Consider the following 24,117-nt stretch of genomic DNA (forward strand, 5'->3'; position numbering starts at 1 on the left):
TCAGCAATATCGTGTACGATGGACCGATTTCTTGTTGGCGCTTTCCTGCTCAGCCTGTTTGTCGTAGTTCCCGTGCAGGGACAACCGGTCGATCTTACTCCGGAGCGCTTTTCATTCGATCCGGAGCTTCCGTACAGCAGCGAGGTGCCCACGCCCCAAGAAGCACTGGGGTATGAGATGGGTACCCAGTTTACGCTGTACGCCGATGCGGTGGAGTACCTGCGGGCAGTGGCCGATGCCTCCGATCGGGTAAGACTCGAGACGTACGGGGAGACGTACGAGGGCCGGACGCTCGTCTACCTCGTCCTTACGAGTGCAGAAAACCAGGACCGACTCGACGAGCTCAAGCGCAACAGTCGGCGGCTTTCCAATCCCGCCTCCCTCTCGGCACAGGAGCGCAAGCAGTTGCTCCAGGATCAGCCGGTGACCGTCTCGTACAGCTATAACATTCACGGCAACGAGGCGTCGGGGACGGAGGCCGCGATGCAGGTTGCTTATCGGCTCGCGGCGGCCCAGGATGAGGATACGCAGCGCATTCTGGACGAGACAGTGTTCGTCATGTACCCGGCAGTGAATCCGGACGGACGCGACCGTTACGTGTACTGGGCGCGGTCGATGCAGCGGGCGCAGGTGGCCACCAATCCGAACGACATCGTGCACGACGAGCCGTGGCCGCAGGGACGGACCAACCACTACTGGTTCGACCTAAACCGGGACTGGATATGGAACGTGCATCCCGAGATGGAGGGACTTACCTCGGTGTACCAGGAGTTCATGCCGCAGGTGCACGCCGACTACCACGAGCAGGGATACGAGGATCACTACTTTACCATGCCGGGCACGACGCCGCGCAATCCGCTATTGCCGGATCGCTACGTGGCGTGGGCCGACACGTTCGGTCGTGCAAACATCCGAGCGTTTGACCAGCATCAGGTGAGCTACTTCACCCGTGAGGCGTTCGACTTCTTTTACCCAAGCTACGGGTCGTCGTATCCCAGTGTGATGGGGGGCATCGGCATGCTTACGGAGCAGGCCGGCATCGGGGCCGGACGGGCTGTCGAGAACGAGGACGGATATACGCTCACTCTTCGGCAGCGCGTGTTCGATCACTACACGACCTCCTTGGCGACCCTCCGCGCGGCTGTCCGCAATCGACAGCGGTTGCTGGAGTATGATCTGCAGGCCCACTCGCAGGAGAGCAACACCATTGAGACCGCTGCCTACGTTTTTCCCGACGACGATACGGGCTATCTCTACGACGTGATCGACATGCTTCGGCACCACGGCATCGAGGTGCGGCGGGCCACAGACCCTCTCCAGTTGGAGAATGCGCTGGATTACCGTACGGGAGAGCGGAGCGACCGACGGGTCGAGAGCGGAGCGTACGTGGTTCCAACGGATCAGCCCCGGCATCTCTTCGTCAACACCCTTCTGCAACGACAGGTGTCGTTCCAGGATTCGGTGATGTACGACATGTCGACGTGGTCGGCTCCGCTGGCGTACAATCTTTCCACGTACAGCACCCGGGAGGCGCCACAGGGCAGCACAGAACCAGTTACTGAGGATCCGGTCCCGCAGACGGGGGTCATCAATGCCGATGCTCGGTACGCCTATGTGGTGGACTGGAACCAGCGCTATGCACCGAGGGCACTGGCCCACCTTTGGCGGGCCGGCTATCGTGTTCGGACGGCGCAAGAAGCCTTCTCCACGGGCCAGCGCTCATTCAGTGCTGGGAGTCTCATCGTCCTGCTCGGACGAAATCCGGAGAAATCGGGCGTGGGCGAAGACATGCAGCGCATTGCCGATACGGCCACTGTCGAAATTGTGGGGCTCGACACGGGGCGCATGGCTGACGGACCGGATTTAGGATCAGAAAACAATGCTCCGGTAAAGCAACCCGAGGTCGGGCTTCTGGTCGATCAGCCCTTTTCTACCTACACGAGCGGGCAGCTCTGGTACCTCTTCGATCAAGAAACCCGTCTTCCCATTACCCGAGTGCGGGCTTCCAACCTGCAACAGTCGGCCACCAGTGACAGCCGGTACGCTCGCTACGGCAAAGCGCGCCTGCAGAACTTTGATGTGCTAGTGCTGCCCGGCGGGTACCGGCTCGGGACGGTCTTCGACTCTACGCAAGTGGAGGCTCTCCGCGACTGGGTGGAGGCGGGCGGGACGCTGGTCGGCACCGAGGAGAGCGCGCGGTTTCTGACGCAGCAGGCCTCCGGTCTCACGTCGGTCGAGGCAGTGCAAGATACGGCGGGTTCGCGTATTGGCCCCTACACTGCGTATGCGGCGCGGGACGACTCTGCGGGGCTCGGCAATATTCCCGGGGCGGCCCTCGATGGGCACGTGGACCGGACGCATCCGCTCGCCTTCGGCATCGGCGACCGAGTCTATTCACTGAAGTACGGCACGAGCGCCCTGGAGCCGAGCACCAATCTCCAGAGCGCGGCCCACTATGCGAAGGACCCCTCCGATTTGCTCGTAAGCGGCTACGCGTCGCAGCGCAATCTCAAACAGCTGGCCGGAAAATCCTTCGCCGGGACGGTGGAAATGGGCGAGGGACGCGTCGTTTTTCTCGTCGACAACACGCAGTACCGGATGTTTTGGCGCGGGCCCAGCCGCATGATGCAGAATGCGGTTATGCTCGTGCCGGCCCTGGTGGAATAGCGGAATCGCTATTGACCAGGAATCATCACGTGTGCCCAGGGGGTGCCCGGCTCCATGAGCCAGGGGCCCCCTTGTGGTGTGGTTGGCAGGCCGGTCGTCTCGGCGGTTTCATACGGCACGTAGAGCACTCGGAGGCGGGAGGCGTTGCGTATCGTGTCCGCCTCGACGTCATAGGTGCCAGACACGTTGTACAGCGCGGTGGGACGATCGGGATACGAGAGTGTGCCGTCCTCAATCTCGGTGCGGCGAATGCTATCGACGGCGGCGCGCGGTTTGCCCTGTTTCCGGAGCTCACGTCCCCGCTTCATGAATGGCTCCAGGGATTTATGGTAGCACGAGGCATGAAACTTCTCCTCCTCCGGGTCATCGGCCAGGCACACCAAGGAGCCGTCCCCATCTCGGAGCATTGTAAGCTCCATCTGGTCGTCGTAGCCGAGAACGGTTGCGGTTTTCCGTAGGGGAGAGGGCGCCGCCTTGGTCGCCGCCGCGATTTGGGTCTGGGCGTCAGGGGGAGACTGAGCCTGGGTGCTGTAGGCACCAAAGAGGGCGACGAGCAGGAGGCAAAGCGTGAAACGGAGGGTCATGAGGGTCGGTGTGGGTACGGAAGAATCAAGAGTACACTATTGGCGACAACACCTCGCGATGGCGATACGCCGTTGACGAGGAGCAGGGTTCACGCCTCGGTCGTATTGTCGAGGGAGTCGGAGGCAGGCACGGTCTCCACATCGGAGGCAACGGGTGGCGGCTGCGGGGCGGAGGCGTGCCCGAGCACCAGACATCCCATCTTGGAAGGATGGTCCTGTGTCCAGGCGGATCCCGGAACCGCACGCATGATCCAGAGGAGGAGAGCATCTCCGGCAGCGGCCGTCAGCATCAGAAACGCATAGACGGTGAACCACCAGAGGCCGAGGCCAAGGCCCACCCCGAGCGGGAGTACGCCCAGCACGAGGCCCGGCAGGGCGACAGCCACCCGGTACGGAGTGGCCCGCAAGGGCACCGTGCAGTGCGCGTACGGGGCGAGGCCCGACCAGTTGAAGCCGAATTCGATGTCTGAGCGGTCGGCTCCAGCCCAGTAGTAACCGATGCCGTGCAGCGCCTCGTGAATGATGATACTCCCGAAGAAGGCACCGAGAACAGAGAGCGGGAACAGGTGCTCATCCGGAAGTCCCCAGAAATATCCGTGCGGTATTACGGAGAGAGCCGCAAAGGGCACAATCAGAACAACACTGACGACCTGGGCACGCATCATGGACATTGTGACGGACGTCGCCTCTGCACCAAAACAGTGAGGGGCTGCGTCGGAAGGGTCTGCATCCATAGCTGAGGCTGGAAGAGCGACCTGTTCCAGGGGGGACGTCCAGGTGCGGGCTGGAACGCTAGCCGATGGTTCCTTGGCGCAAGAAAAGGAATGAAGACCAGGTCGTAAAGGGCCTCTGGAACGACAGCAACTGTGTTTGCCCGATTATCTTGTCGGGATGGGCAGGGACTCAGTCATCGTTGGGCGAGGGGGTTAAGAGGTAAGCTCCGGTTGAGGCTCGGAAGAGGCCGCAGGGGCTGCCGTTTGGAGGTCGACGATTTGCAAGCAGACGGCCCCGGCGACGATGAGTACAGCAGCCAGAATTTCAAGGCCGGAGGGCGTAGTTCCCAGTGCGAGCCAGGCGAGGAGCAGAGTGGCTACCGGGACGAGGTTCCCGTAGAGGACCACACGTGTGGGGCCGATGACGTTCAGAGCCCGATACTTGACCCATTGGCCCATGCCCACCCCAATGGCCCCGCCGACGAGAATGGCAATCCACGTCCAGGTGCTGAGCGACAGCCAAGGTTCTCCTGCGAGCGCCGGGCTGGCAATGAGAAAATAGAGGCTCCCCCCAATGGTTGTGCGCAGGGCCACCATGGGAATAGAGCCGTAGTGCGCTACGAGGGGCTTGATCAAGTGCATCTCGGCCACGGTCATGAGGAGAGCCGTGAGCAGAAGCAGATCCCCGGCCCAGTAGGCCTGCTGTGGGCGAAGACCGTCGACCGCCAGCACGAAGGTGCCGAGTCCAGCCATGCTGATGCCGACGAAGCCAATCCAGCCGATTTCTTCCGTTTCGCTCAGGTAGCCGAACGCCGAACTGAGCACTGGGCCGAGGGCGAGCCAGAGGGAGGCTCGACCGCTGTGCGTCAGGTCGAGTCCCTCAATACCGAGCCACGGGGCAAGGGTCGCGCTAAGCACCGAGACCAAGAGCAGCCGCGGCCAATCGCCGGAACGAATGTGGGGAAAAAGGCGGGAGGGCGCATCGGAAGAGGGGCGCTGCGTGTAGAGGAGGAGCAGGAGCGCACCACCGCCCGTCAGAAAGCGAGCGACGCTGAACGAGATGGGGGCCATCTCTCGCAGGGCCACCTCAGCCAGGACGAAATTGGCCCCCCAGAGCCAGACGAACAGAGAAAGAAGGCTATGATGGGGCCATGCCTTTCGGAGAGAGGCCATGGGCGGCGGGAGTCCGAGTGGAAAAATACGTCGTGCCCGAACGGGATGCTCTCCAATCCGATCCGTTTTGGAATTGCGTCATCGAAACGCTTCCATCGGTCCGATGGATTCGGATTGTGAAACGGGCTGCACGTTCGTGTGGTGGGCTGCATCCAGACCGATCAGGAGGAGCGACCGGCTCCAGCACACTACGAAGTTGTTTGGCGGACGTTTTGTGCCTTCTCCCTCGTAGATCTCGTATGAGATGGCTTGTGCATTCGCCCGGTAGTTCGACCTTCGCTCACTGGAGAGCCTGGTTTAGTGGACTACTGTTTTGGAGCTTCCGCCACTATGTCCTAGTTGAACATCAATCCCTGGAATATAATTGTTGAATTGGTTAAAGGGTGGATATTGAAAAAGAGTGCGATTGCGAGCCAATTCTGCGGACTTAGACGCTTTCGCAAAACCACTACAAGGCCGACGTAAACACTTCTGAGATTCCCAGCATCTAGATGTCCAAACTTGATTTAGGCAATCTAGATTGCCAGAGTCCATTCAACCGAAAGGACAGATCCCGGCGACCGTCGGATGGGCTCTGAGTCAAGCTCAGAGCGACATGGGTTAGGTTCTGTTAGAGATACTTACTGGGCGGGAGGCCGTAGCACCGATCCTAGGATGTGGATGACGCCATTTGAGGCGGTCGTGATGTTTCGCTGAGTCGGATCGGGGCCAATCGTGACTGTGTTTTTTCCCTTGAGGACGATCGTTTCAGGTTGCTTCGAAACCCTCTGCCCGCCTTCTCCTCCTTCTGCGACGACTGTCGGTCCGCCCTTGGTCTCTACGGAGATTGGGGGGCCCTCTAGGGGCGATAGTTTCTCAATCTCAAGGAAATCTGAGGCCATCACCTTGCGGCCGGGGACGACGTGGTACTCGATTAGAGAGTGGAATTTCGGGTTGCTCTGGGGATTGGAGAACTCCTCTTCGAGGGAGCCGGCCGCCTCATTGGTAAAGACAAATACGGTAAACGGCCCTTCGCTCTCGAGGGTGTCCACGAGGCCCGCAAAACGGATCGAAGCGGAAAAGGCCTTATTGGTAAACATTCTGTCTTCCTTAAAAATTGTGCCGAGTGTGGGCTTTGCATTCGATGTCGTGTCCTTGCTTTGAGCAATAGCGGTAGAAAAAGGAGCGGAGAGGCCGGTGACGAGCAGGAGAGAACACGTCCAGAGCACCAAATTTCGCATGGGGCGAAGGGGGGTTATGAGAGGAGCCGCGAGCGTAGGATCGATGACTTCAGACGAGGGAGGCCCGTCCGATGAGCTGCAGAATTGAGAGCTGGTATTGACGAACGTTTCGACATTATCGGCTGGGAAGGGACCGCTGAGCGAGACTGTATCGCGCGTAACCTCGAGCGTAATGCTCTGAGCCTGGGCCTCGAACGTCTCTTTCAGTTTGGGGGCGGTCGAGTGGCGAAGCCTCACTGGTAGAGGAGACGGCGCCGGGGCTTTCCCACACCCCACCGGCCCAGGGGAGACCCCCAGGCCGGTACCGGAGCCCGACTGTATATCGCCGCTGTCCGCGGGACGGAGGTCTCGGCGTCAGAAGTTGCGGGCGCCGTTGTTGTTGCGCCGGTAGGTGTTATTGCTCTCAGTGACGGCACTAGCCCCGTCGCTCGACGCCAGCCCGTACCCCGCACTGTCCACGATGCGAGAATTCGTGAGCGTCAGCGTGCCCCGGAGTTGAATGTTGGCGTCGTCGCTAAAGGTATAGATGTTGTTGCCCCCGCCGTACTCGACGACCACATAGCTGAGCTCGTTGTTGACATTGTCGGCCTGGATGCCGAGGCCCTGCCAAGATCCGCTCTGCTCTGTTACACCCGTGAAGCGAATGCTGTCGGCTTTGGCTCCCTGCGCCTTGAAGGCAGTGGCGTCGTCGGACACGTTTAGGCCCGCCTCCGACTCAAACTCGAACGTTGCGCCGGGATTGACGGTCACGTCGCTACCGTTGTTGATGGGGCGAACACCCGAGATGCGATACGGGACGTTGAGATCAGCGATGGTCAGGGTTTCATCCGAGATGCTGCCGGCATTTACGCGCACGGGGGTCTTGAAGAAGGAGTTCTCGTCCAGAGCCCCCATATTGGTCGCTGCGATGTTCATCGACATTTTCTCGTTGTCCATAATCACATTGGAGGAGAAGCCGGACAGGTCGACGCCGGTCTGGACGCTGACGCCGTAGTTGGCGTTGTTGCGGATCGAATCTTGCACCAGCGTCACGGAGGTGCCGCCCTTCAGTTGTAGGCCGGCGGTGCCGTTGACGAAGGTGAAGAGGTTGTTGCTCCCAGCATATTCGAGGGTGACGTGTTCGAGCCGGTTGTTTTTGTTTGCCGAGTTGATGCCGACGCCCTGCCAGAATCCCTTCTGTTTGGTGGTTCCAGTCATCAGGACGCGCTCCGCTTCGGATCCCTGCGCCTTGAAGGCGGTCGGGTCGCCCACGATCTTCAGTCCGGCGCCGGACTCGAACTCCATCACGGTTCCGGCCTCAACGGTCACGTCGCTGCCGTCCTCAATCTGCCGCGTGCCCGAGATCTGATACGGCACATTGAGGGCTGATACGGTAAGGGTCTCACCACTGATGCTACCGCCGTTGACGCGAACGGGGGATCCGAAGTTGGACGCCCCATCTGGGGCGCCCATGGCCCCGGCATTGATGTTCATAGCCATCTTTTCGTTATCGGCAAAGGTGTTGCTGGAAAAGCCGGACAGGTCGATGTTGCCTTGAGCCGTCAGGCCGTAGTTCGAGTTGTTGCGGATGGTGGTATTGGTGATGGTTATCGAGCTTCCCGACTTGAGCTGCAACCCGCCGGTGCCATTCACAAACGTGTAGAGATTATTGCTCCCAGCGTACTCGAGGGTGACACCACTGAGTTCGTTGTTATTGTTGGAGGAATTGATGCCGATGCCCTGCCAGAAACCAGCCTGATTCGTCGTTCCCGTCATCAAAATGCCGTTCGAGGATGTTCCCTGAGCCACGAGTGCAGATCCGTCCCCGCAGACTTTCAGTCCCGTGTCGGATTCGAATTCGATCGTCACACCGGCCTCAATCGTGAGCGTCGAACTGTTCTGGACACAGATCGTGCTGGTTACGAGATAGGAGTTGTCTGGCGAAAGGGTCCGGTCACTCTCAATGCTGGAGCTGATTTCCACAGTTACCGTTTGGGCCGTCACCGCCGCATCGTCGCTGTCGGTTGCGTCACCATCGGACACTTCAAGGGTTGCGGTGTAGTCGCCGGAGACATCCGGAGTAAAGGTCGGTTGCTCGGCACTGGCGTCCGACAGCGAAGCATTGCTCCCACTGGGGGTGCTGAGCGACCAGCTAAAGTCGAGCTTGTCTCCGTCCGGGTCAGAGGAACCGGTGCCATCGAGGTTGACCTGATCTCCCACATCGACGGTCGAAGAGCTGACCGTGACGTCGGCCGAGGGGGGCTGGTTTTGGCTACCTCCGCCTTGTCCTCCCTGGCTGTTGGAGCCGGCGGAGTCGCATCCCATGACGACGAGAAGTGCTCCTCCGAGAAGTCCGAAAGCGACGAGGCGAAGAGCACGAAGGTACTGCATAATCGATCGAAATGAGGTTTCGAAACAGAAAGAGAATGAGCAAAGCGTGGGGCCGTTGCGCGATGAAGCGGCAACGGCGAGGTCCGTGACGCTGGTTGCTGGATTGTAACGTTGCGCAGAAAAGCTCTTCTATTGAAAAATCGCCTTTCTTCTTTGAAAGGCTCTTCATTTTTTACCACGAGATATGAGCGGGAATCTTCTCATTCCCAAGATTCCTCATCCATCATTTCTTTTTATTTTCACAATAAGGGTGGCGTCATGGCGTCCTCCTCTCAGGACACGGTGACGGAGCTGCTCATGGACCTTCGGAGTGGAAACGGCGAGGTGATGGATGATCTTTTCGACGAGGTGTATACTGAGCTTCGCCGACGAGCACGTGGTCAGCGAAAGCAGTGGAAGGGAGAACCGACGCTCCGAACGACCGCACTTGCCCACGAGGCCTATCTCAAACTCGTCCGTCAGGAGGAGCAGTCGTGGAAGAGCCGGTCTCACTTTTTTCGCGTTGCCTCTCGGGCAATCCGTCACATTCTCGTGGATTGGGCCCGAGAGAAGCGGGCCCAGAAACGTGGTGGGGAGAATCCGACGCTTTCGTTGGAGGCGTTGCGGGAGTCCCTGGAGCGGGCGCAGGCGACGACCGAAGAGCGCTCCGAGATGATTGTGGTGCTCGACGCCGCCCTCGGCCGACTCGAAAAGAAACACGAGCGAGCAGCTCGGGTCGTGGAGTGCCGATTTTTCGGAGGGATGACGATCGAGGAGACGGCCGAGGCATTGGGGATTTCCGGATCGACCGTGAGCCGTGACTGGGATTTGGCACAGGCCTGGCTCTACCGCGAGATGAAGCGCATTCACGGGATGGGAAGAACGTCTCAGGAGGACTAGCTGAGCTCGGCACGTCTCCAAGAATGTTTCGCTGTGGTCATGGATGTATGGAGGCAAATCGAATCGTTGTACGAGGACGCCCGAGACCTGTCGTCTGAAGAACGGGAGGCCTTTCTCAAGTCGAAGTGTGACGATGAAGCTGTGCGGGCCGAGGTGGCGTCGCTGCTTGCGGCCCGCCGAGAGGCCCCGGACTTTTTCGAAGATCTAGCTGAAGGGGTGATCGGGCCGGTGGTGAACGAGATTGGGGCGGGGGGCGACGAGGAAGGACGTTCTGATACTCCGGACTTGGCAGGCTGCGAGGTGGGAGGGTACCGTCTGCGGGAAGAAATCGGAGTCGGAGGGATGAGCGTCGTTTACCGAGCCGAGCGAGCGGATGCGGACTTTCAACACACCGTGGCGGTCAAACTTCTGCAGCGGTTTCATTCGTCCGACGTTGAGCAGCGCTTCCGGGCCGAACGGCAGGTCTTGGCGAGCCTCGACCATCCCAATATTGCTGGACTCGTCGATGGGGGCGTGACGGACGGGGGGCGTCCGTATCTCGTGATGGAGTACGTGGACGGGCAGCCGATCGCCGAGTATGTAGAGGAGCAGGATCTGGGACTGGAGGCCCGACTGGATCTTCTTGAGCAGGTCGTAAAGGCCGTTTCGGCGGCACACCGTCAGCTCGTCGTTCACCGGGACCTAAAGTCTGCGAACGTACTGGTGACGGAGACAGAGAGTGGGCCGACCGTCAAGCTCTTGGACTTCGGGATCGCAAAGCTGCTTGACAATTCGTTTCCCGTGACTCGGCCCCAGACGCGGACGAAACAGTACCTCATGACCCCGGCCTACGCGGCTCCGGAGCAGGTGAAAGGGGATGAGATTGTGGCGGCCACGGACGTGTATCAGTTGGGGGTGCTCTTCTACGAGGTGCTGACTGGGACGCGGCCCTTTGATCTGGAAGATAAGTCCTTCACGGAAGTCGAGCGCCTCTTGATAGAGGAAGCGCCGCCCGCTCCGTCGGAGCAGCGCCTGAATGACACGGAGGTCGAGGCCGGGGAACTTCGGGGGGATCTGGATACGATTGTGCTTAAGGCCCTGCGAAAAGAACCGGAGCGTCGGTACCGGTCGGTTGAGGCGCTGGGGGCGGATCTTCGACGCTACCGCGGACGTGAGCCGATCGAGGCCCGTCCGGCGACGTTCGTCTACCGAACCCGAAAGTTCGTCAACCGGAATCGGATGACGGTTGGGGCAGGGCTGATGATTGCGCTCCTCGTGATGACATATGCTGCCACCGTGACCGTCCAGGCCGATCGGCTCGCCGAGCAGCGGGATCGGGCGCGGACTGAGGCCGAGACGGCTCGGCAGGTTTCTGGGGTTCTCGTCGATCTGTTCCGGAATGCCAATCCGTACGAAAATACCGATACGCTGACGGCCCGATCGCTCCTGCGCCGGGGCGAGCGGCGAATGTCCCGATTGCAGGACCGTCCCGCCGTTCAAGCCAAACTCCTCGGTGCCATGGGACGTGCGTACCGAGGGTTAGGCAACTACGGTCGGGCGGACTCGCTGCTGGAGCGAGCACTTTCACTGCGGTCCCGGCTTTATGAGGCTCCCCATCCAGAGCTAGCGAAGAGCCTCTACCATCTGGGGCGGATTCAACATGAGCAGCGACGCTACGCGCTGGCAGAATCGCTCCACACTGAGGCGCTTGCCATGCGCCGCCGGATGTACGACGCGCCGCATCGCCGCATCGCTGAGAGTCTGCACCGCCAGGCCGCTACGTTTGAAGAGCAAGAGCGGTACGCGGCGGCGGACTCGATATTTCGACGCGCCCTTTCGATGTATCGGTCGGTCTTTGATCGGCCTCATCCCAAGGTTGCTGCAGCCCTCAATGATTTCGGGATCGCCCTTGTGGGACAAGGGCAGTATGCAACGGCCGACTCGGTATACCGGATCGCCCTTTCGATACGACGATCGGTCCTCGACACGCCTCATCCGAAAGTGGCCTCGACTCTCAATGATCTTGCCGTCGCGCTGAACGAACGGAAGCAGTATGCGGCAGCGGACTCTGTGTATCAGGAAGCCCTCTCGATCAAACGGAAGACGCTTAGGCCCACGCACCCGTCAATCGCCGTCACCCTCTACAACATGGCGCTGAATCAGAAAGAGCAGGGCCGCTATGCGGCGGCTGACTCGCTCTTTCGTAACGCTTTGTCCATCGAACGAAAGGCGTTGGGCCCCACGGATCCGAGCACGGGACTGACCAGGACCAGTTTGGCTGAGGTCAAAGAACGACGAGGTCGATATTCAAAGGCGGCGTCTCTATACAGAAGGGCCGTATCGATCCGGGAGCAGTCGTACGGCGCCCAGGATCCCCGCACGGCCGAGTCGATTAGCGATCTTGCAAGTGTGTTGATGCGACAGGGGAAGCTTGCAGCCGCGGAGGCCAAATACCGTCGGAGTCTTGCAATACGCCGAGCCGGTTCGGCGGACTCGTCCAAAATCGCCACGACGCTCAACAATCTTGGACTGGTGTTGAAGGAGCAGGGCAATCTCGCCGCCGCCGATTCGCTGTACCAGAAGTCGTTGTCCATGAAACGATCCGTTTTGCCGCCGAGGCACCAGAGAACCACCCTGCACAACCGTGCCTACGTCGTAATGAAGCAGGGGCGCTATGCGCTGGCCGATTCCCTGTTTCGGGAGGCCTTAGCGATGCGTCGGGCCGAAGACGGGACGCGCTCGGCCGACGTGGCCCAAACCCAGGCGGGACGGGCGCTCCTCGCATGCCGGAGGGGCAATTATCGCAAGGCGGAGCATCTTGCCCGAACGGCCCTCACAATTCGACGAGAGCAGTTTCGGGCTGGCCATCCCCGGATTCAAGAATCCCTGCGGGATCTCCTGAAAATATACAGGGAGTGGAATCGTCCGCAACAAGCTGCGGACTATCGACAGCGGCTTGCTACTCGCAGTGGGACAACCCCGTGAGGAGGGAGAGCCCGAAGTTAATTCTGGGGGCTATCGATCCCGACGGTTCCGTTTCTATTGCCGGTGTGCCGCTTTTCTTCGTCCGGAATGGCGAAGTACTCGGCCGGGGGGTGGAGGACCTCCTCTTCCAGCACGAGGTCGATCACATCGTCCATTCGCTCAACGTAGGTAATCTTGATCCCCTCCAGGGCGCCCTCCTGAATCTCGTTGACGTCTTTCGCGTTTTTCTGTGGGAGCAGCACCGTTTCAATGCCGGCCCGCCGAGCGGCGAGCACCTTCTCCTTGATGCCGCCCACCGGAAGCACGAGGCCGCGGAGCGTAATCTCACCCGTCATGGCGAGGGTATGCCGCACCCGGCGCTGCGTGTAGGCCGAGACGAGGGCTGAGAGCATGGCCACACCGGCCGAGGGGCCATCCTTCGGCGTTGCCCCAGCGGGGACATGGAGGTGGAGGTCCCAGTACCGGAACGCATCCTGCGGAATGCCAAGCTCGTCGGCTTGCGCCTTCACGTACGACACGGCCGCCTGGGCGGACTCCTTCATCACGTCCCCCAGCTGGCCGGTGACCGTCATCCGTCCCGAGCCGCGGGAAAGCGAGGCTTCGATAAACAGGATCTCGCCGCCGGCCGGCGTCCAAGCGAGTCCAGTGGCGACGCCTGGGACCTCGGTTCGTTCGGCTACGTCTGATTCGAACTTCCGCACGCCGAGATAGTCCTCGATGTCTTGAGCGTCAACGGTCGTATCACTCAGCGTATCCGTTGCGAACTCCTTTGCCACGCCGCGCAGCACGGCGCCGATGGTGCGCTCCAGTTGCCGCACGCCGGATTCCCGCGTGTAGCCATCGATCAGCAGACGGAGCGCATCGTCGGAAAGGGTGATGTTTTGGTCGGCCAACCCGTTCCGTTCCAGCTGGCGGGGCAGGAGGTAGCCCCGGGCAATCTGGAGCTTCTCCTCCTGGGTGTAGCCCGTGATCTCGATCATCTCCATCCGGTCGCGGAGAGGGGGCGGGATCCGCTCCGCATAGTTGGCCGTGGCGATGAAGAACACCTTCGACAGGTCGTAGTCGAGCTCCAGGTAGTGGTCGTTGAAGCTGTCATTTTGCTCAGGGTCGAGTACCTCTAGCAGGGCACTGGCCGGATCGCCCCGCATGCCGGAGTCGAGCTTGTCGACCTCGTCGAGCATAAAGACGGGATTGTTGGTTCCGGCTTTCTTAAGCCCCTGGAGGATGCGGCCGGGGAGGGCCCCCACGTACGTTCGTCGGTGGCCTCGAATTTCGGCTTCGTCGCGCACCCCCCCGAGGCTCATGCGCACAAACTCACGCTCCATGGCCCGGGCGATGCTCTGTCCCAGGCTGGTTTTGCCCACCCCCGGCGGGCCATGAAGACAGAGGATTGGGGCCTTCATGTCGCCTTTTAGCTTGAGAACGGCCAGGTGCTCCAGGATGCGCTCCTTCACATCGTCGAGGCCGTAGTGATCCTCGTTGAGCACCGTTTCGGCCCGCGTCACGTCCAGTCGGTCTTGGGAGTAGCGGTCCCAGGGGAGATCTAAGATCCAATCCACGTAGTTGCGGGTCACCGCGTAGTCGGGCGAGGCCGGATTTGTGCGGGCAAGGCGGGTGAGTTCCTTGTCCACCTGCTCCCGGGCGTGTGGGGGCAGGTCTTTCTCCGCGGCCTTGTGCCGCAGGTCTTCAATTTCGGCGCGCTCATCAGTCTCTCCAAGCTCCTCCTGGATGGCTTTCAACTGCTGGCGCAGAAGGTACTCCCGCTGCTGCTCATCCACGTCACTTCGCACGCGGCTGCGAATCTGCTCCGACAATTCCATCACCTGCAGCTCCTCCTGGAGCTTCTGAAGGACGAGCTCGGCCCGTTCCATGAGGGGGATCGTCGCCAGGATCTCCTGCTTGCCCTTCACCTCTTCCTGGAGGTTGGACGCGATAAAGTGAATGAGGAAGTCGGCCGACTCAATGTTCTCAATGGCTTCCGCCGCTTCGCTGGGAAGGTGGGGGGCCTCCCGCACGATTTGCACCGCCAATTCCTTGATCGACCGGGTGTGGGCCTCCATCTCTAGATTTTCGTCCGGCTCCGGCTCCACGACGGGCTCCACCCGAGCCCGGAAATACGGCTCCGTCTCCACGTACTCCGTGATGCGGATGCGGCGCTTGCCCTGGATGATGATGGACCGCGATCCGTCCGGCATCTTAATCAGCTTCAGGATTTCGGCCACCGTGCCGATGTCATAGAGATCTTCAGGCGTTGGGCTCTCCTGCTGAGCCGACCGTTGGGCCACGACGCCGATGAGGCGGTCGGCGTCCGAGGCGTCCTTAATGAGTTGAAGCGAGGAATCCCGGCCCAGGGTAATGGGAAGGACGACGCCGGGAAAAAGAACCGTGTTGCGGAGGGCAAGGATGGGAAGCTGTTCCGGCACCTCCGAAGCACTGATTTTAGCTTCCTCGTCCGGATTCGGGAGCGGAATGCTCTGGTCGGTTTCCTGGCCGCCGAGAGGGCCGGGTTCGTCGGTGAGAAAGGGAAAGGGCTTTTGGTCCGTCATGGTGTTACCGATGGGTGAGGGGAGGCGGCGGACCGCGTCGAAAGGGCGGAAAGAGAGATCAGCAAAAAGTGGGCCGCCCGACAGGACACACGATCCACCGCCGTTTTTGGGCGTAAAACGGGCGTGGACTGGCAGAGACGGTCATTCTGGCAGGAGATTGTATCGAGTACCAGAGGTGCTTTTGCATCCTGCTTCGAGATTGCCGAAGGGAGAATGCCGGAAGGACGGCGGTCCTTCCATGTGGCCCCCCACGCCGGGGACCATTCTATCAAATGGACGGTCGGGGGGACTCCCTGCTTTATCGCAGTCGCAGACTCGGAATACAGAAGGCGAAGATGGTCATCAACGCCGCTATAGTGCGAAGCTTGGCATTCAGCGATGCCGCACCCGCAGGAGACACTACGACGAGATGACGAACTCTTGGATTGCCCCCTCCAGCTCCTCCAATTTAAACGGCTTTGACAAAATGTCGTTCACCTCGTCGACGGCCGTTTCGGTATCGGTGTAGCCGGTGAGTAGGATGATGGGAAGATCTGGTTGGCGCTCGTGAAGTTGGGCGGCCAACTCAGCGCCGGTCATTTCGGGCATGCCGAAGTCGGTGAAGACAATGTCATAGTGGTTTTTCTCGAACATCGACAGGGCCTCGGCCCCGGAAGAGGCCCGGTCCACTTCGTGGTCGTTGAGGGTGAGCAGTTGGGTGACGATGGAACGTACCATTTCCTCGTCGTCGACCACAAGTACGCGCACATTCTGGGTGCCAACGGGGGCCTCCGGAGGGTCTTCCGGTTCCGGTTCCGACTCGTCGGCAGGGGGGAATGAGAGGACGAACGTTGTGCCCTCGCCCGGCTCTGAGGTGACATCGATATCGCCCTCGTGCTCCTGAATGATGCCGTAGCTGGCCGATAGGCCCATGCCGGTGCCCTGCTCTCCTTTTGTGGTAAAGAGAGGCTCGAAGATGTTTTCCTGCACGTCGTCACTCATCCCGATCCCCGTATCGTTGACCCGCGCGCAGACCGACGCGTCTTCAACGTAGGTCTCGAACGTGAGGGTGCCACCGTCCGGCATTGCCTGCACAGCATTCAGGATCAGGTTCACGAAGACCTCCCGCAGTTCAGAGGCAGCGCCCATCACGTCCGGCGTGTCCTGAAGATTCCGTTCCACGTCGATCTCAATGCCCTGACGACGCGGCTCGTTGTACCAGTAGGGCTGCGTGATGGTGATGCAGTCCTCAATCAGCGTTGCGAGATTGACCCGCTCGAAGTGCTTCTGGGTGTCCTCGCGGATGTAACGCTGAAGCTTCTCGATCAGGGCCGCGCCGTCCTCCGCCGTCTTTTCGATGGTTTGAATGGAGGACTGGATGTTGGAGGCAGGGGCGTCGTTCCGCTGCGCTTTTTCTTTCAGAAGTTCGATGTGACCGATGAGGCCACTCAGTAGATTGTTGAGGTCGTGGGCCACACCCATTGTCATGCGGCCGAGGGCCTCCATGCGATGGCGTTGCGTCTGGCTGATCATCCAGGAGGGCGGCTCGGCCATCACCTCGCCGCTGATGGTGACGGCTGTGATGCGGGGATTGCCGTCGTCCTCTCCGTGCACGGGCACAAAGTTGAGAAGGACCGGCAGGGGTTCGTCCCGCTCGGGCGTGTTCGCATTAACGACCTGATTGGTGACGAGCGATCCCTTTCCTGCCTCCAGCACGGAGGAGTTGGCAATTTCCTTGTCATCGTCTGGAAGCATGGCCCACGGGGCCTCCGTGGTGCCAAGGACCGATTCCCAGGCTTCGTTGCAGTGGCGCAGCGTGCCGGAGGGGGCAAAAGTTGCGATCAGTAGGGCGGGCTCGACGGTTGGAACCGTGTCGGGGGCGTCCATCACGAAAGGGGAGGATCAGTAGGAAACTGAAAGCAACGCAAGGGGGAGCGGATGACAGGGTCTTCGCTATCTGTTATCATGCGAGTCCACGCCTTCCCGGCCCCTGGCGGGATTCAGGGATCTCGTACGAATCGGGGGGACGGTACCCGTCCGGGGGCCTGGGCAGTGCATGTTTGGAAGCAACTGTTGAGGGGCGGTGCTCGTTAGCGTGTTTGGCGACGGGGGAGATACATACGTGCTCTGTTGCGCTTTGGCAGAAGCGCTTCCGGAGGCATTAGCGTCATCTGCCGGGGGAGGAGCACAACGATTCGTGTTCGACTTTCTCATTTTTTCGCACATCTTATGTGGCACGACACCGTTCTCGGCACCATTGGGAATACGCCCCTCGTTCGCATCAATCAACTTGCGGAGGACTTCCCTTGCACGGTACTTGGAAAAGTGGAGTTTTTCAATCCCGGCGGATCGGTGAAGGACCGAATCGGCATTAGCATGATCGAAGATGCCGAGGAGAAAGGGTTGATTGAGCCGGGGGGGACCATCATTGAGGGCACGAGTGGCAACACGGGGGCTGGGCTTGCCATCGCGGCCATAGCGAAGGGGTACCGTTGCATCTTTACGACCACCGACAAGCAAAGCCGTGAAAAAGTAGACGTGCTTCGGGGCTTGGGGGCAGAGGTGCTCATCTGCCCGACGAATGTCGAGCCGGACGACCCCCGCAGCTACTACTCCGTGGCCCAGCGGCTGGCCGAGGAGATTCCCAATTCGGTATACCTCAACCAGTACGATAATCCCTCGAACCCGCAAATCCACTACGAAACGACCGGGCCGGAGCTTTGGGAGCAAACCGAGGGCCGCATCACGCACTATGTAGCGGGGGCCGGTACGGGGGGCACCATCAGCGGTACGGGACGCTACCTCAAAGAGCAACAGGAGGACGTAAATGTTATTGGCGTCGATCCGGCCGGGTCGGTCTTTTACAAGTACTTCCATGAGGGCGTCTTCGACGAAGAAGAAATCTATCCCTACTTCACGGAGGGGGTGGGCGAAGATATTCTCCCCGACAATATGGACTTTGACGTAGTCGACGATTTCGTTCGGGTGGAGGACAAGGAGGCAATGCAGATGACGCGTCGCCTTGCACGAGAGGAAGGGCTCTTTATTGGACAGTCGTGCGGCATGGCCATGGCGGGCGCGTTGCAATGGATGGAGGATCACCGCAATGAACTCACGGAAGACGACGTCGTGGTCGTTCTACTGCCCGACTCTGGCTTCCGCTACCTCTCCAAGACTTACAACGACGAGTGGATGCGGAACCACGGCTTTCTGGAAAGCAAGCCCGACGTCACGGCGGACCAGGTACTGAATCTGCGCCGGGATCAGACGGAGGTAATTTCGGCCGCCCCGGGCGACAAAATCGGCAATATCATTGAGCGGATGACGGAGGAGGGCATTTCACAGATGCCGGTGATTGATGACGACCACGAGGTGGTGGGAAGCGTCACTGAGACACGCATTCTGAACCGGCTTATCGACAGTCCGGATGCTCGGGATCAGCCGGTGCGCACCATTATGGGCACTCCATTCCCGGTCGTGCCGGCCTCGTTGCATCTGGAGCATCTGTCTGCGTATCTGGAGCAGGACGTGGGCGCCGTGCTGGTGGACCACGGTTCCGACGGCGGGCGGGACTATTCGGTGCTCACGAAGAGCGACCTCATCAGTGCCCTCATGAAAGTGGAGCAGGGGAATAACGGCACGTCGTAACGAGGAAGGGGGCTCTAGCGTTCTTGTTCGGAGGGGCAAGGGTCATCCGTCTGGGGGAGTGCGGGAGGAATGAGGCGTGCGAGGGGACGGGAAACTTGTGGAATGACAAAAATTTAAAGCCTCTTCCAGGCTTCCGTGTTTTCGATGTCAAGGTCTCAAGAAGCATGATTCAGGCGTCCGCCGTTCCCGAGAGGGAGGAACTCGACATTGACGAGCGCTTCCACGACCAGCTCCACGAACTCCTTGAACAATGCCGTGAGCACCTGCCGCGAGTCGACGAGGATATGATTCGGCGGGCGTTTCGGCTCAGCTATTGGGCGCACCGGAACGACTGGCGCGAGTCGGGGGAGCGCTACATCATCCACCCCCTGAAGGTGGCGACCATCGTGGCGCGGGACATTGGGCTTGACGATACGAGCGTAGCGGCGGCTCTGCTGCACGACGTGGTGGAGGATACCGAGCTTTCTCTCGACCTCATCCGGGAGGAGTTTGGGGAGACGATGGAAAACATCATCGATGGCCTCACGAAGATCAGCGGTGTGTTCGAGAGCCGTGAGCTCGGCCAGGCGGAAAACGTCCGCAAGCTGATGCTGTCGATGGCGACGGACCTCCGCGTCATCCTGGTGAAGTTTGCGGACCGCCTTCACAACATGCGCACGCTTGAGGCGCTCCCGAAGAAGAAGCAGCTGAAGAAAGCGAGCGAAACGCTCGATCTGTTTGCCCCGCTGGCGCACCGGTTCGGCCTCTTCAGTATCAAGAGTCAGTTGGAGGACCTCTCGTTCAAGATTCTCGATCCGGACTCCTACGAGCACATTGTCTCGACCCTGCAGGAGATGGCGGAGCAGCGGGACGCCTACATTGCCGAATTCATTGATCCGCTGGAAGAGCATTTGCAGGAAGAGGGGTATGAGTTTGACATCTACGGTCGGGTGAAGAATGTCTACTCGATCCATCGCAAGATGAAACGGCAGAATAAGCCGATCGACGAGATCTACGACATCTTTGCGATTCGGATTGTATTGCAGAGTGATGGGAAGAAGGGGAAAGAGGACTGCTGGCGGGTCTACTCGCTCGTAACGGATCTCTACAAGCCCTTGCCGGAGCGTTTCCGCGACTTCATCTCGGTGCCAAAGTCCAACGGGTACCAAAGCCTGCATACGACTGTTTTTGGGCCGGAGGGCCGGCGGGTGGAGGTGCAAATCCGCACGCAGGAGATGCACGAGGTGGCCGAACGCGGCGTGGCGGCCCACTGGAAGTACAAGGAGGGGACCGAGAACGTGGATGAGGAGATGGAGCAGTTTCTGGAGTGGGTCCGTGATCTCCTCGACAATCCGAAGCCCGACGAGGCCACCGAGTTCGTCAAGGAGTTCCGCCTCAATCTCTACGACGAGGAGATCTACGTCTTTACGCCCCAGGGCGACCTCATGACGCTGCCTCAGGGGGCGACTCCCGTCGATTTTGCCTTCAAGGTGCACACGGAGGTCGGGATGCAGTGTATCGGGGCGAAGGTGAATGGAAAGATGGTCCCGCTGTCACACGAGTTGTCGAGCGGCGATCAGGTTGAGATCATTACCTCGAAGAAGCAGCAGCCCAATCCCGACTGGATCAATTTTGTGGTGACCCACAAGGCGAGGAGCCGCATCCGGCAGTGGACCAACGAGGAGCGGCGCAAGGCTGTTGATTTGGGACAGGAGATCTGGGAGAAGAAGAAGGATCGAGCCAGCATTGAGATTAGTGACCAGGACCTACAGGAGGTTGCCCATGAGCTGAAGTTTCCGGACCTCCAACAGCTCTTCTACGAGATTGGGAAGGGCCTCTACGACCCCGATGAGCTGGTGGACTACGTGAAAGGAAAAACGCAAGAGGAGGAGGTCGATGAGCCCGAAGACGACGAGGAGTCGTTGAAGGAGCGGTTCGAAAACTTCCTCGACTCGGCACAGTCGTCCGGAAAGCAGACGCTGGTGATTAACGGGGAGATTCAGGAGGACCTTGCCGTCAACTATGCCTCCTGCTGCAATCCCATTCCCGGAGACGAGGTATTTGGGTTTGTGAGTCGGACGGGCACAATCAACATCCATCGCTCAAACTGCCGCAATGCATCGGATCTTCTGGTGAACCAGGCCGATCGGATTCTGGATGTAGACTGGAGCCGCCAGAAGGATGTGCAGTTTGTGGCGGCACTTCGCCTGATGGGGGAGGACCGAGTGGGTATGGTCAACGACATCACGACGGTGATCTCCAAAAATCTGAAGACCAACATTCGGTCTCTTACGATTGATACAGAAGACGGCATCTTTTCGGGAACCATCATGCTTCACGTTTCCGATCTGGAGCACCTGCAGCGATTGATGGAGCGTTTGAAGCGCATCGACGGCATCCACGGGGTGTACCGCTTCGAGGAGTAGTGCAATCTCGTTCCACTTGGGCGGCAGGATTCCTTTTCATCGCCCCGTTCGTGAAGCGTGAGAAGTTCGCCTGCGACGTCGTGGGCTCACGCACCACGTCTTTACGCGTTGGCCATCGAAGAAAATCGTCCGTATTGCAACGACTATTCTGCTCAGACATCAAGGGAGAGACGTCACTGTTCTTCTCATCGAGTCTCTGAGGCTTCATGTCCGATCGAACCGAAACACTCACGAAAGAAGACGTGGCTCGGCGCGTGTCCGAGAAGATGGATCGTCCGCTTTACAAGGCGAAGCCCTGGGTACGGGCTGTGCTCATGGCCGTTGGGGACCTCTTGATGGAGGCCGACCCGGAACGACGCATCGAGCTTCGAGATTTTGGGGTGTTCGAGGTCAAGAAAACCAAGGCCAAGCCCACGGCTCGAAATCCACAGACGAATGAGCCGGTCTTCGTGCCGAGCCGGCGCAAGACGCACTTCAAGCCCGGCAAGCGGATTCAGGATGTGCTGAAGACGCCGCTACAGGAGTTGGGCTATTCGGTGCCGGAGGACAGTGCCGACGCGCCGGAAGAAGACGAGTAATACGAAATCCGTTTGCAGGCTTCAGGGACGAAGAGGCCCTGCCTTGGCAGAAGAGGGAAACCTCCGTTCCTGCGCTGCATGAAGCGGCACCCGTAGCGTCGTTGGAGTCCAACGACGCGACAAATCATTTTTCATGGCTGGGAATCAAGCTTCCGGATTTGATATAACGGGCACGTGTACGATTGCATGAAACCGTGAGTCTACTCGATACGCCATCCCGAATTGTTGGCATTGACGTGGGGACCAAGCGCGTGGGCCTCGCGGTGGCCGATCCGCTTCGTCACTTTGCGCAGGCAGAGGGGACCTATGCGCCGGCGGAGGCGCTGGAGGTACTGCAGTCGCTCGCCCAGGACGAGGGCATAGAGACGGTGGTCGTTGGGTGGCCGTTGACCGAGGACGGAGAGGCGGGCGAGGCGATCGAGATGGTCCAGGCGTACGTGGAGCGCGTCGAACGTGCGCTTGGCACGGTAGAGGCGCCTGGCACGGTAGAGGTGGTGCGGCAAGACGAGCGCTACACCTCCGAGATGGCCAAGGATCTGCTACGCCGGGCGGGGGTGAGCCAGCCGGGGCGGTACGATAAGGGACGGGTGGACGCGGCCGCCGCGGCGGTGATACTGCAGGATTACCTCAACACAAACGAGTAGGGAATTATCTCAACACAATGGATGATACTGAGCGCCGGCTCGGACCCGCTCAAAAACAGCGATCCCAGCACGGGAACGTCCTCAGTGCCCCTCTGAATTCATACGTCCCGTTTTTTGAGATACTTCCTAGGTTCGCTATGATCGCTTCTCCTCTTCGTCCAGAATGCGGTGGGCAATGGTGCGGGCAAGGTCTGGAGCGTTGCCCCAGGCGCGGTTGTTGGCCACTACGTTGAGGAGTGCGTTTTCGGCCTCTGCCCGGTAGGCAAGGGCCGTCGTGTCGAGTACCATCTTGTGTGCCTGCTCGGTCTCGCTGAGGGCGGGAACAGGGGCGTCGAACGGGTATGCCTCCGCGTAGGCATCGGCGTACTTCGTGTTGCGAGGGGTAAGAAGACGGGCAATCCCCTGGTCGTTCGCCGCCGTGAAGCGTTCGCCGCACCGCGCCCACTGCTCGCGGATGGCGGGGAGCCAGGTCCAGTGACTGAAGACGAAGCCCAATCCTCGCGCGTTAAGCCAGTCGAAGTAGCCCGACGATAAGAGGTGCTCCGAACGCAGCTCAAGGTGAACCTGCGCGTCGTTCGGAAGGGTGGAGAAGAACGTGTCGAGCCGCTCCACATTTTCGCTCGGACTCGGGCTGTCCGCCACCCGTTGGTACTCCTGCTGGAAGATAATGCCGTCCAGCCGATCGCCCACAAGTTCCACGGCGGGCTCGTGGAAAGTCTCGATATAGGCCTCTGCGTCAAGAAAGTCGGGGTTCTCAACGTAGTTGCCCTTTCGTCGCAGCGTACGGGCAAAAAATTGCTGGGGGGCCTTCAACAGAAAGGCCGCGTCGTCGGGAGCATGGTCGAGGTATTTCGACAAGACAAAATAGCTGGAAGAAGGATCCCCCTCTTCCAGTAGGGGGCGGTAAAACGTGAAGTCGAGCTCCAGCACCTCAAAGTGCTTGAAATAATCGCGGACGGAAGCGACGGGGACTTGGCGCTCCTCGAACGATTGGCCCTGGAGGGTCCGTGTCCGAGAGGAGACCTGTTGGGCATACACGTCTTCCGGGTAGATTTGGCCGAGCCACCCGGCGTACCGATCACTGGCGGTTCCGAAGCGGACGTGGGGGTGGATGCCGTGAAAGTTGTAGCGGTCAACCGCGGAGCGGCGATCTTGGAGCGTGCGGTTGGTGGGGGCAGTGGGCATGGGAAACGTGCAGAATTACTGAGACTCGGAGGGAGCGGCGGGATCGTCGATCACGGCGCGCAGCTTCTCGTAGGTGGTGGAGAGATCTTCCGGAAGTACCCGTGTTTCTGCCGTTGTGGACATGAAGTTGGTGTCCCCGTCCCACCGGGGCACGACATGCATGTGCAGGTGCTCCGGAATGCCGGCCCCGGCGGCGGCCCCCAGATTCATACCCACGTTAAAGCCCTCTGGGGAGAACGCAGTTCGAAGCCAGCCAATGCACCGGTCGATGGTGGTCCCAATGGCTTTCTGCTCCGCTGGGTCGAGCGCGTGGTAGGCGTCCACCTGTCGGTACGGGACAATCAGAAGGTGGCCATTGTTGTACGGGTAGAGGTTCATGATGACGAAGACGTGCTCGCCCCGCCAGAGAATGAGGTTTTCGGCGTCGTTTTCTTCGTTTAGGAGCGCAGTGAAAACCGACTCGCCCTCGGCCGGGGGACGTTGAGCTGCATTCGAGACGTACTCGGCCCGCCAGGGACTCCACATGCGATCCATCGGGAGAAAGAGAAATTGTCACAGAGAG

16 protein-coding genes are annotated in these 24,117 nt (G+C 60.0%); 7 read left to right on the forward strand and 9 right to left on the reverse strand.

The genetic code is table 11. The annotated features are described in order from the left end of the window. Positions 1-18: 18 nt before the first annotated feature. Positions 19-2,667: a M14 family metallopeptidase gene (locus BSZ35_RS17465; RefSeq protein WP_105013638.1), complete on the forward strand. Its 2,649-nt coding sequence runs from the start codon at positions 19-21 to the stop codon at positions 2,665-2,667. Positions 2,668-2,675: 8 nt separating this feature from the next. Here the strand turns inward: BSZ35_RS17465 and BSZ35_RS17470 are convergent, their stop codons facing one another. The 5 genes from BSZ35_RS17470 to BSZ35_RS17490 all read right to left on the reverse strand — a co-directional run bounded on the left by BSZ35_RS17470 (position 2,676) and on the right by BSZ35_RS17490 (position 8,727). Continuing rightward, complete coding sequence (locus BSZ35_RS17470; protein WP_181149392.1) at positions 2,676-3,251, reverse strand: hypothetical protein; 576 nt, start codon at positions 3,249-3,251, stop codon at positions 2,676-2,678. Positions 3,252-3,340: 89 nt separating this feature from the next. Beyond that, entirely contained in the window at positions 3,341-3,916 is a 576-nt protein-coding gene (locus tag BSZ35_RS17475) for a metalloprotease family protein (protein WP_181149393.1), read from the reverse strand. A gap of 261 nt (positions 3,917-4,177) precedes the next feature. Continuing rightward, positions 4,178-5,137, reverse strand: a complete 960-nt coding sequence (locus BSZ35_RS17480; protein ID WP_105013640.1) for a DMT family transporter — start codon at positions 5,135-5,137, stop codon at positions 4,178-4,180. A 620-nt stretch (positions 5,138-5,757) separates the two neighbouring features. Next, the gene (locus BSZ35_RS17485; RefSeq protein ID WP_146110152.1) at positions 5,758-6,357 is read right to left on the reverse strand and encodes a fasciclin domain-containing protein; all 600 of its coding nucleotides are present in this window, start codon (positions 6,355-6,357) and stop codon (positions 5,758-5,760) included. Positions 6,358-6,711: 354 nt separating this feature from the next. Beyond that, positions 6,712-8,727, reverse strand: coding sequence for a PKD domain-containing protein (locus tag BSZ35_RS17490; protein ID WP_105013642.1), 2,016 nt, complete (start codon positions 8,725-8,727; stop codon positions 6,712-6,714). A 258-nt stretch (positions 8,728-8,985) separates the two neighbouring features. Between BSZ35_RS17490 and BSZ35_RS17495 the strand changes: the two genes are divergently transcribed. Then, positions 8,986-9,606, forward strand: coding sequence for an ECF-type sigma factor (locus tag BSZ35_RS17495; RefSeq protein ID WP_105013643.1), 621 nt, complete (start codon positions 8,986-8,988; stop codon positions 9,604-9,606). Between the two features lie 39 nt (positions 9,607-9,645). Beyond that, complete coding sequence (locus BSZ35_RS17500) at positions 9,646-12,570, forward strand: tetratricopeptide repeat protein (RefSeq protein ID WP_105013644.1); 2,925 nt, start codon at positions 9,646-9,648, stop codon at positions 12,568-12,570. 17 nt (positions 12,571-12,587) lie between these two features. On the opposite strand, the gene lon is transcribed toward BSZ35_RS17500, so the two are convergent. Both lon and BSZ35_RS17510 read right to left on the reverse strand, forming a co-directional pair. Beyond that, entirely contained in the window at positions 12,588-15,116 is a 2,529-nt protein-coding gene (lon, locus tag BSZ35_RS17505) for an endopeptidase La (RefSeq protein ID WP_105013645.1), read from the reverse strand. A gap of 399 nt (positions 15,117-15,515) precedes the next feature. Beyond that, entirely contained in the window at positions 15,516-16,982 is a 1,467-nt protein-coding gene (locus tag BSZ35_RS17510; protein ID WP_105013646.1) for a response regulator, read from the reverse strand. Between the two features lie 342 nt (positions 16,983-17,324). Here BSZ35_RS17510 and BSZ35_RS17515 point away from each other — a divergent pair, with 342 nt between their 5' ends. The 4 genes from BSZ35_RS17515 to ruvX all read left to right on the forward strand — a co-directional run bounded on the left by BSZ35_RS17515 (position 17,325) and on the right by ruvX (position 22,370). Then, positions 17,325-18,743: a cystathionine beta-synthase gene (locus BSZ35_RS17515; RefSeq protein ID WP_105013647.1), complete on the forward strand. Its 1,419-nt coding sequence runs from the start codon at positions 17,325-17,327 to the stop codon at positions 18,741-18,743. Between the two features lie 164 nt (positions 18,744-18,907). After that, positions 18,908-21,148, forward strand: a complete 2,241-nt coding sequence (locus BSZ35_RS17520; protein WP_105013648.1) for a bifunctional (p)ppGpp synthetase/guanosine-3',5'-bis(diphosphate) 3'-pyrophosphohydrolase — start codon at positions 18,908-18,910, stop codon at positions 21,146-21,148. Between the two features lie 206 nt (positions 21,149-21,354). Further along, complete coding sequence (locus BSZ35_RS17525; RefSeq protein ID WP_105013649.1) at positions 21,355-21,726, forward strand: HU family DNA-binding protein; 372 nt, start codon at positions 21,355-21,357, stop codon at positions 21,724-21,726. Between the two features lie 194 nt (positions 21,727-21,920). Further along, positions 21,921-22,370, forward strand: coding sequence for a Holliday junction resolvase RuvX (gene ruvX / locus BSZ35_RS17530; RefSeq protein WP_105013650.1), 450 nt, complete (start codon positions 21,921-21,923; stop codon positions 22,368-22,370). A gap of 135 nt (positions 22,371-22,505) precedes the next feature. Here the strand turns inward: ruvX and BSZ35_RS17535 are convergent, their stop codons facing one another. Both BSZ35_RS17535 and BSZ35_RS17540 read right to left on the reverse strand, forming a co-directional pair. Further along, positions 22,506-23,555, reverse strand: a complete 1,050-nt coding sequence (locus tag BSZ35_RS17535; RefSeq protein WP_105013651.1) for a DUF72 domain-containing protein — start codon at positions 23,553-23,555, stop codon at positions 22,506-22,508. Between the two features lie 15 nt (positions 23,556-23,570). Continuing rightward, positions 23,571-24,089, reverse strand: a complete 519-nt coding sequence (locus tag BSZ35_RS17540) for an HIT domain-containing protein (protein ID WP_105013652.1) — start codon at positions 24,087-24,089, stop codon at positions 23,571-23,573. Positions 24,090-24,117: the final 28 nt, after the last annotated feature.

It is taken from the genome of Salinibacter sp. 10B, assembly GCF_002954405.1.
In the GTDB taxonomy this organism is placed as follows: Bacteria; Bacteroidota; Rhodothermia; order Rhodothermales; family Salinibacteraceae; genus Salinibacter.

Excerpts from the sequence above, each read along its gene's own strand:
- lon (WP_105013645.1), bottom strand. The coding sequence starts at position 15,116 with ATGACGGACCAAAAGCCCTTTCCCTTTCTCACCGACGAACCCGGCCCT.
- BSZ35_RS17520 (WP_105013648.1), top strand. The coding sequence starts at position 18,908 with ATGATTCAGGCGTCCGCCGTTCCCGAGAGGGAGGAACTCGACATTGAC.
- BSZ35_RS17490 (WP_105013642.1), bottom strand. The coding sequence starts at position 8,727 with ATGCAGTACCTTCGTGCTCTTCGCCTCGTCGCTTTCGGACTTCTCGGA.
- BSZ35_RS17535 (WP_105013651.1), bottom strand. The coding sequence starts at position 23,555 with ATGCCCACTGCCCCCACCAACCGCACGCTCCAAGATCGCCGCTCCGCG.
- BSZ35_RS17510 (WP_105013646.1), bottom strand. The coding sequence starts at position 16,982 with ATGGACGCCCCCGACACGGTTCCAACCGTCGAGCCCGCCCTACTGATC.
- BSZ35_RS17485 (WP_146110152.1), bottom strand. The coding sequence starts at position 6,357 with ATGCGAAATTTGGTGCTCTGGACGTGTTCTCTCCTGCTCGTCACCGGC.
- BSZ35_RS17495 (WP_105013643.1), top strand. The coding sequence starts at position 8,986 with ATGGCGTCCTCCTCTCAGGACACGGTGACGGAGCTGCTCATGGACCTT.
- BSZ35_RS17515 (WP_105013647.1), top strand. The coding sequence starts at position 17,325 with ATGTGGCACGACACCGTTCTCGGCACCATTGGGAATACGCCCCTCGTT.
- BSZ35_RS17540 (WP_105013652.1), bottom strand. The coding sequence starts at position 24,089 with ATGGATCGCATGTGGAGTCCCTGGCGGGCCGAGTACGTCTCGAATGCA.
- BSZ35_RS17470 (WP_181149392.1), bottom strand. The coding sequence starts at position 3,251 with ATGACCCTCCGTTTCACGCTTTGCCTCCTGCTCGTCGCCCTCTTTGGT.
- BSZ35_RS17525 (WP_105013649.1), top strand. The coding sequence starts at position 21,355 with ATGTCCGATCGAACCGAAACACTCACGAAAGAAGACGTGGCTCGGCGC.
- BSZ35_RS17480 (WP_105013640.1), bottom strand. The coding sequence starts at position 5,137 with ATGGCCTCTCTCCGAAAGGCATGGCCCCATCATAGCCTTCTTTCTCTG.
- BSZ35_RS17475 (WP_181149393.1), bottom strand. The coding sequence starts at position 3,916 with ATGATGCGTGCCCAGGTCGTCAGTGTTGTTCTGATTGTGCCCTTTGCG.
- BSZ35_RS17500 (WP_105013644.1), top strand. The coding sequence starts at position 9,646 with ATGGATGTATGGAGGCAAATCGAATCGTTGTACGAGGACGCCCGAGAC.
- BSZ35_RS17465 (WP_105013638.1), top strand. The coding sequence starts at position 19 with ATGGACCGATTTCTTGTTGGCGCTTTCCTGCTCAGCCTGTTTGTCGTA.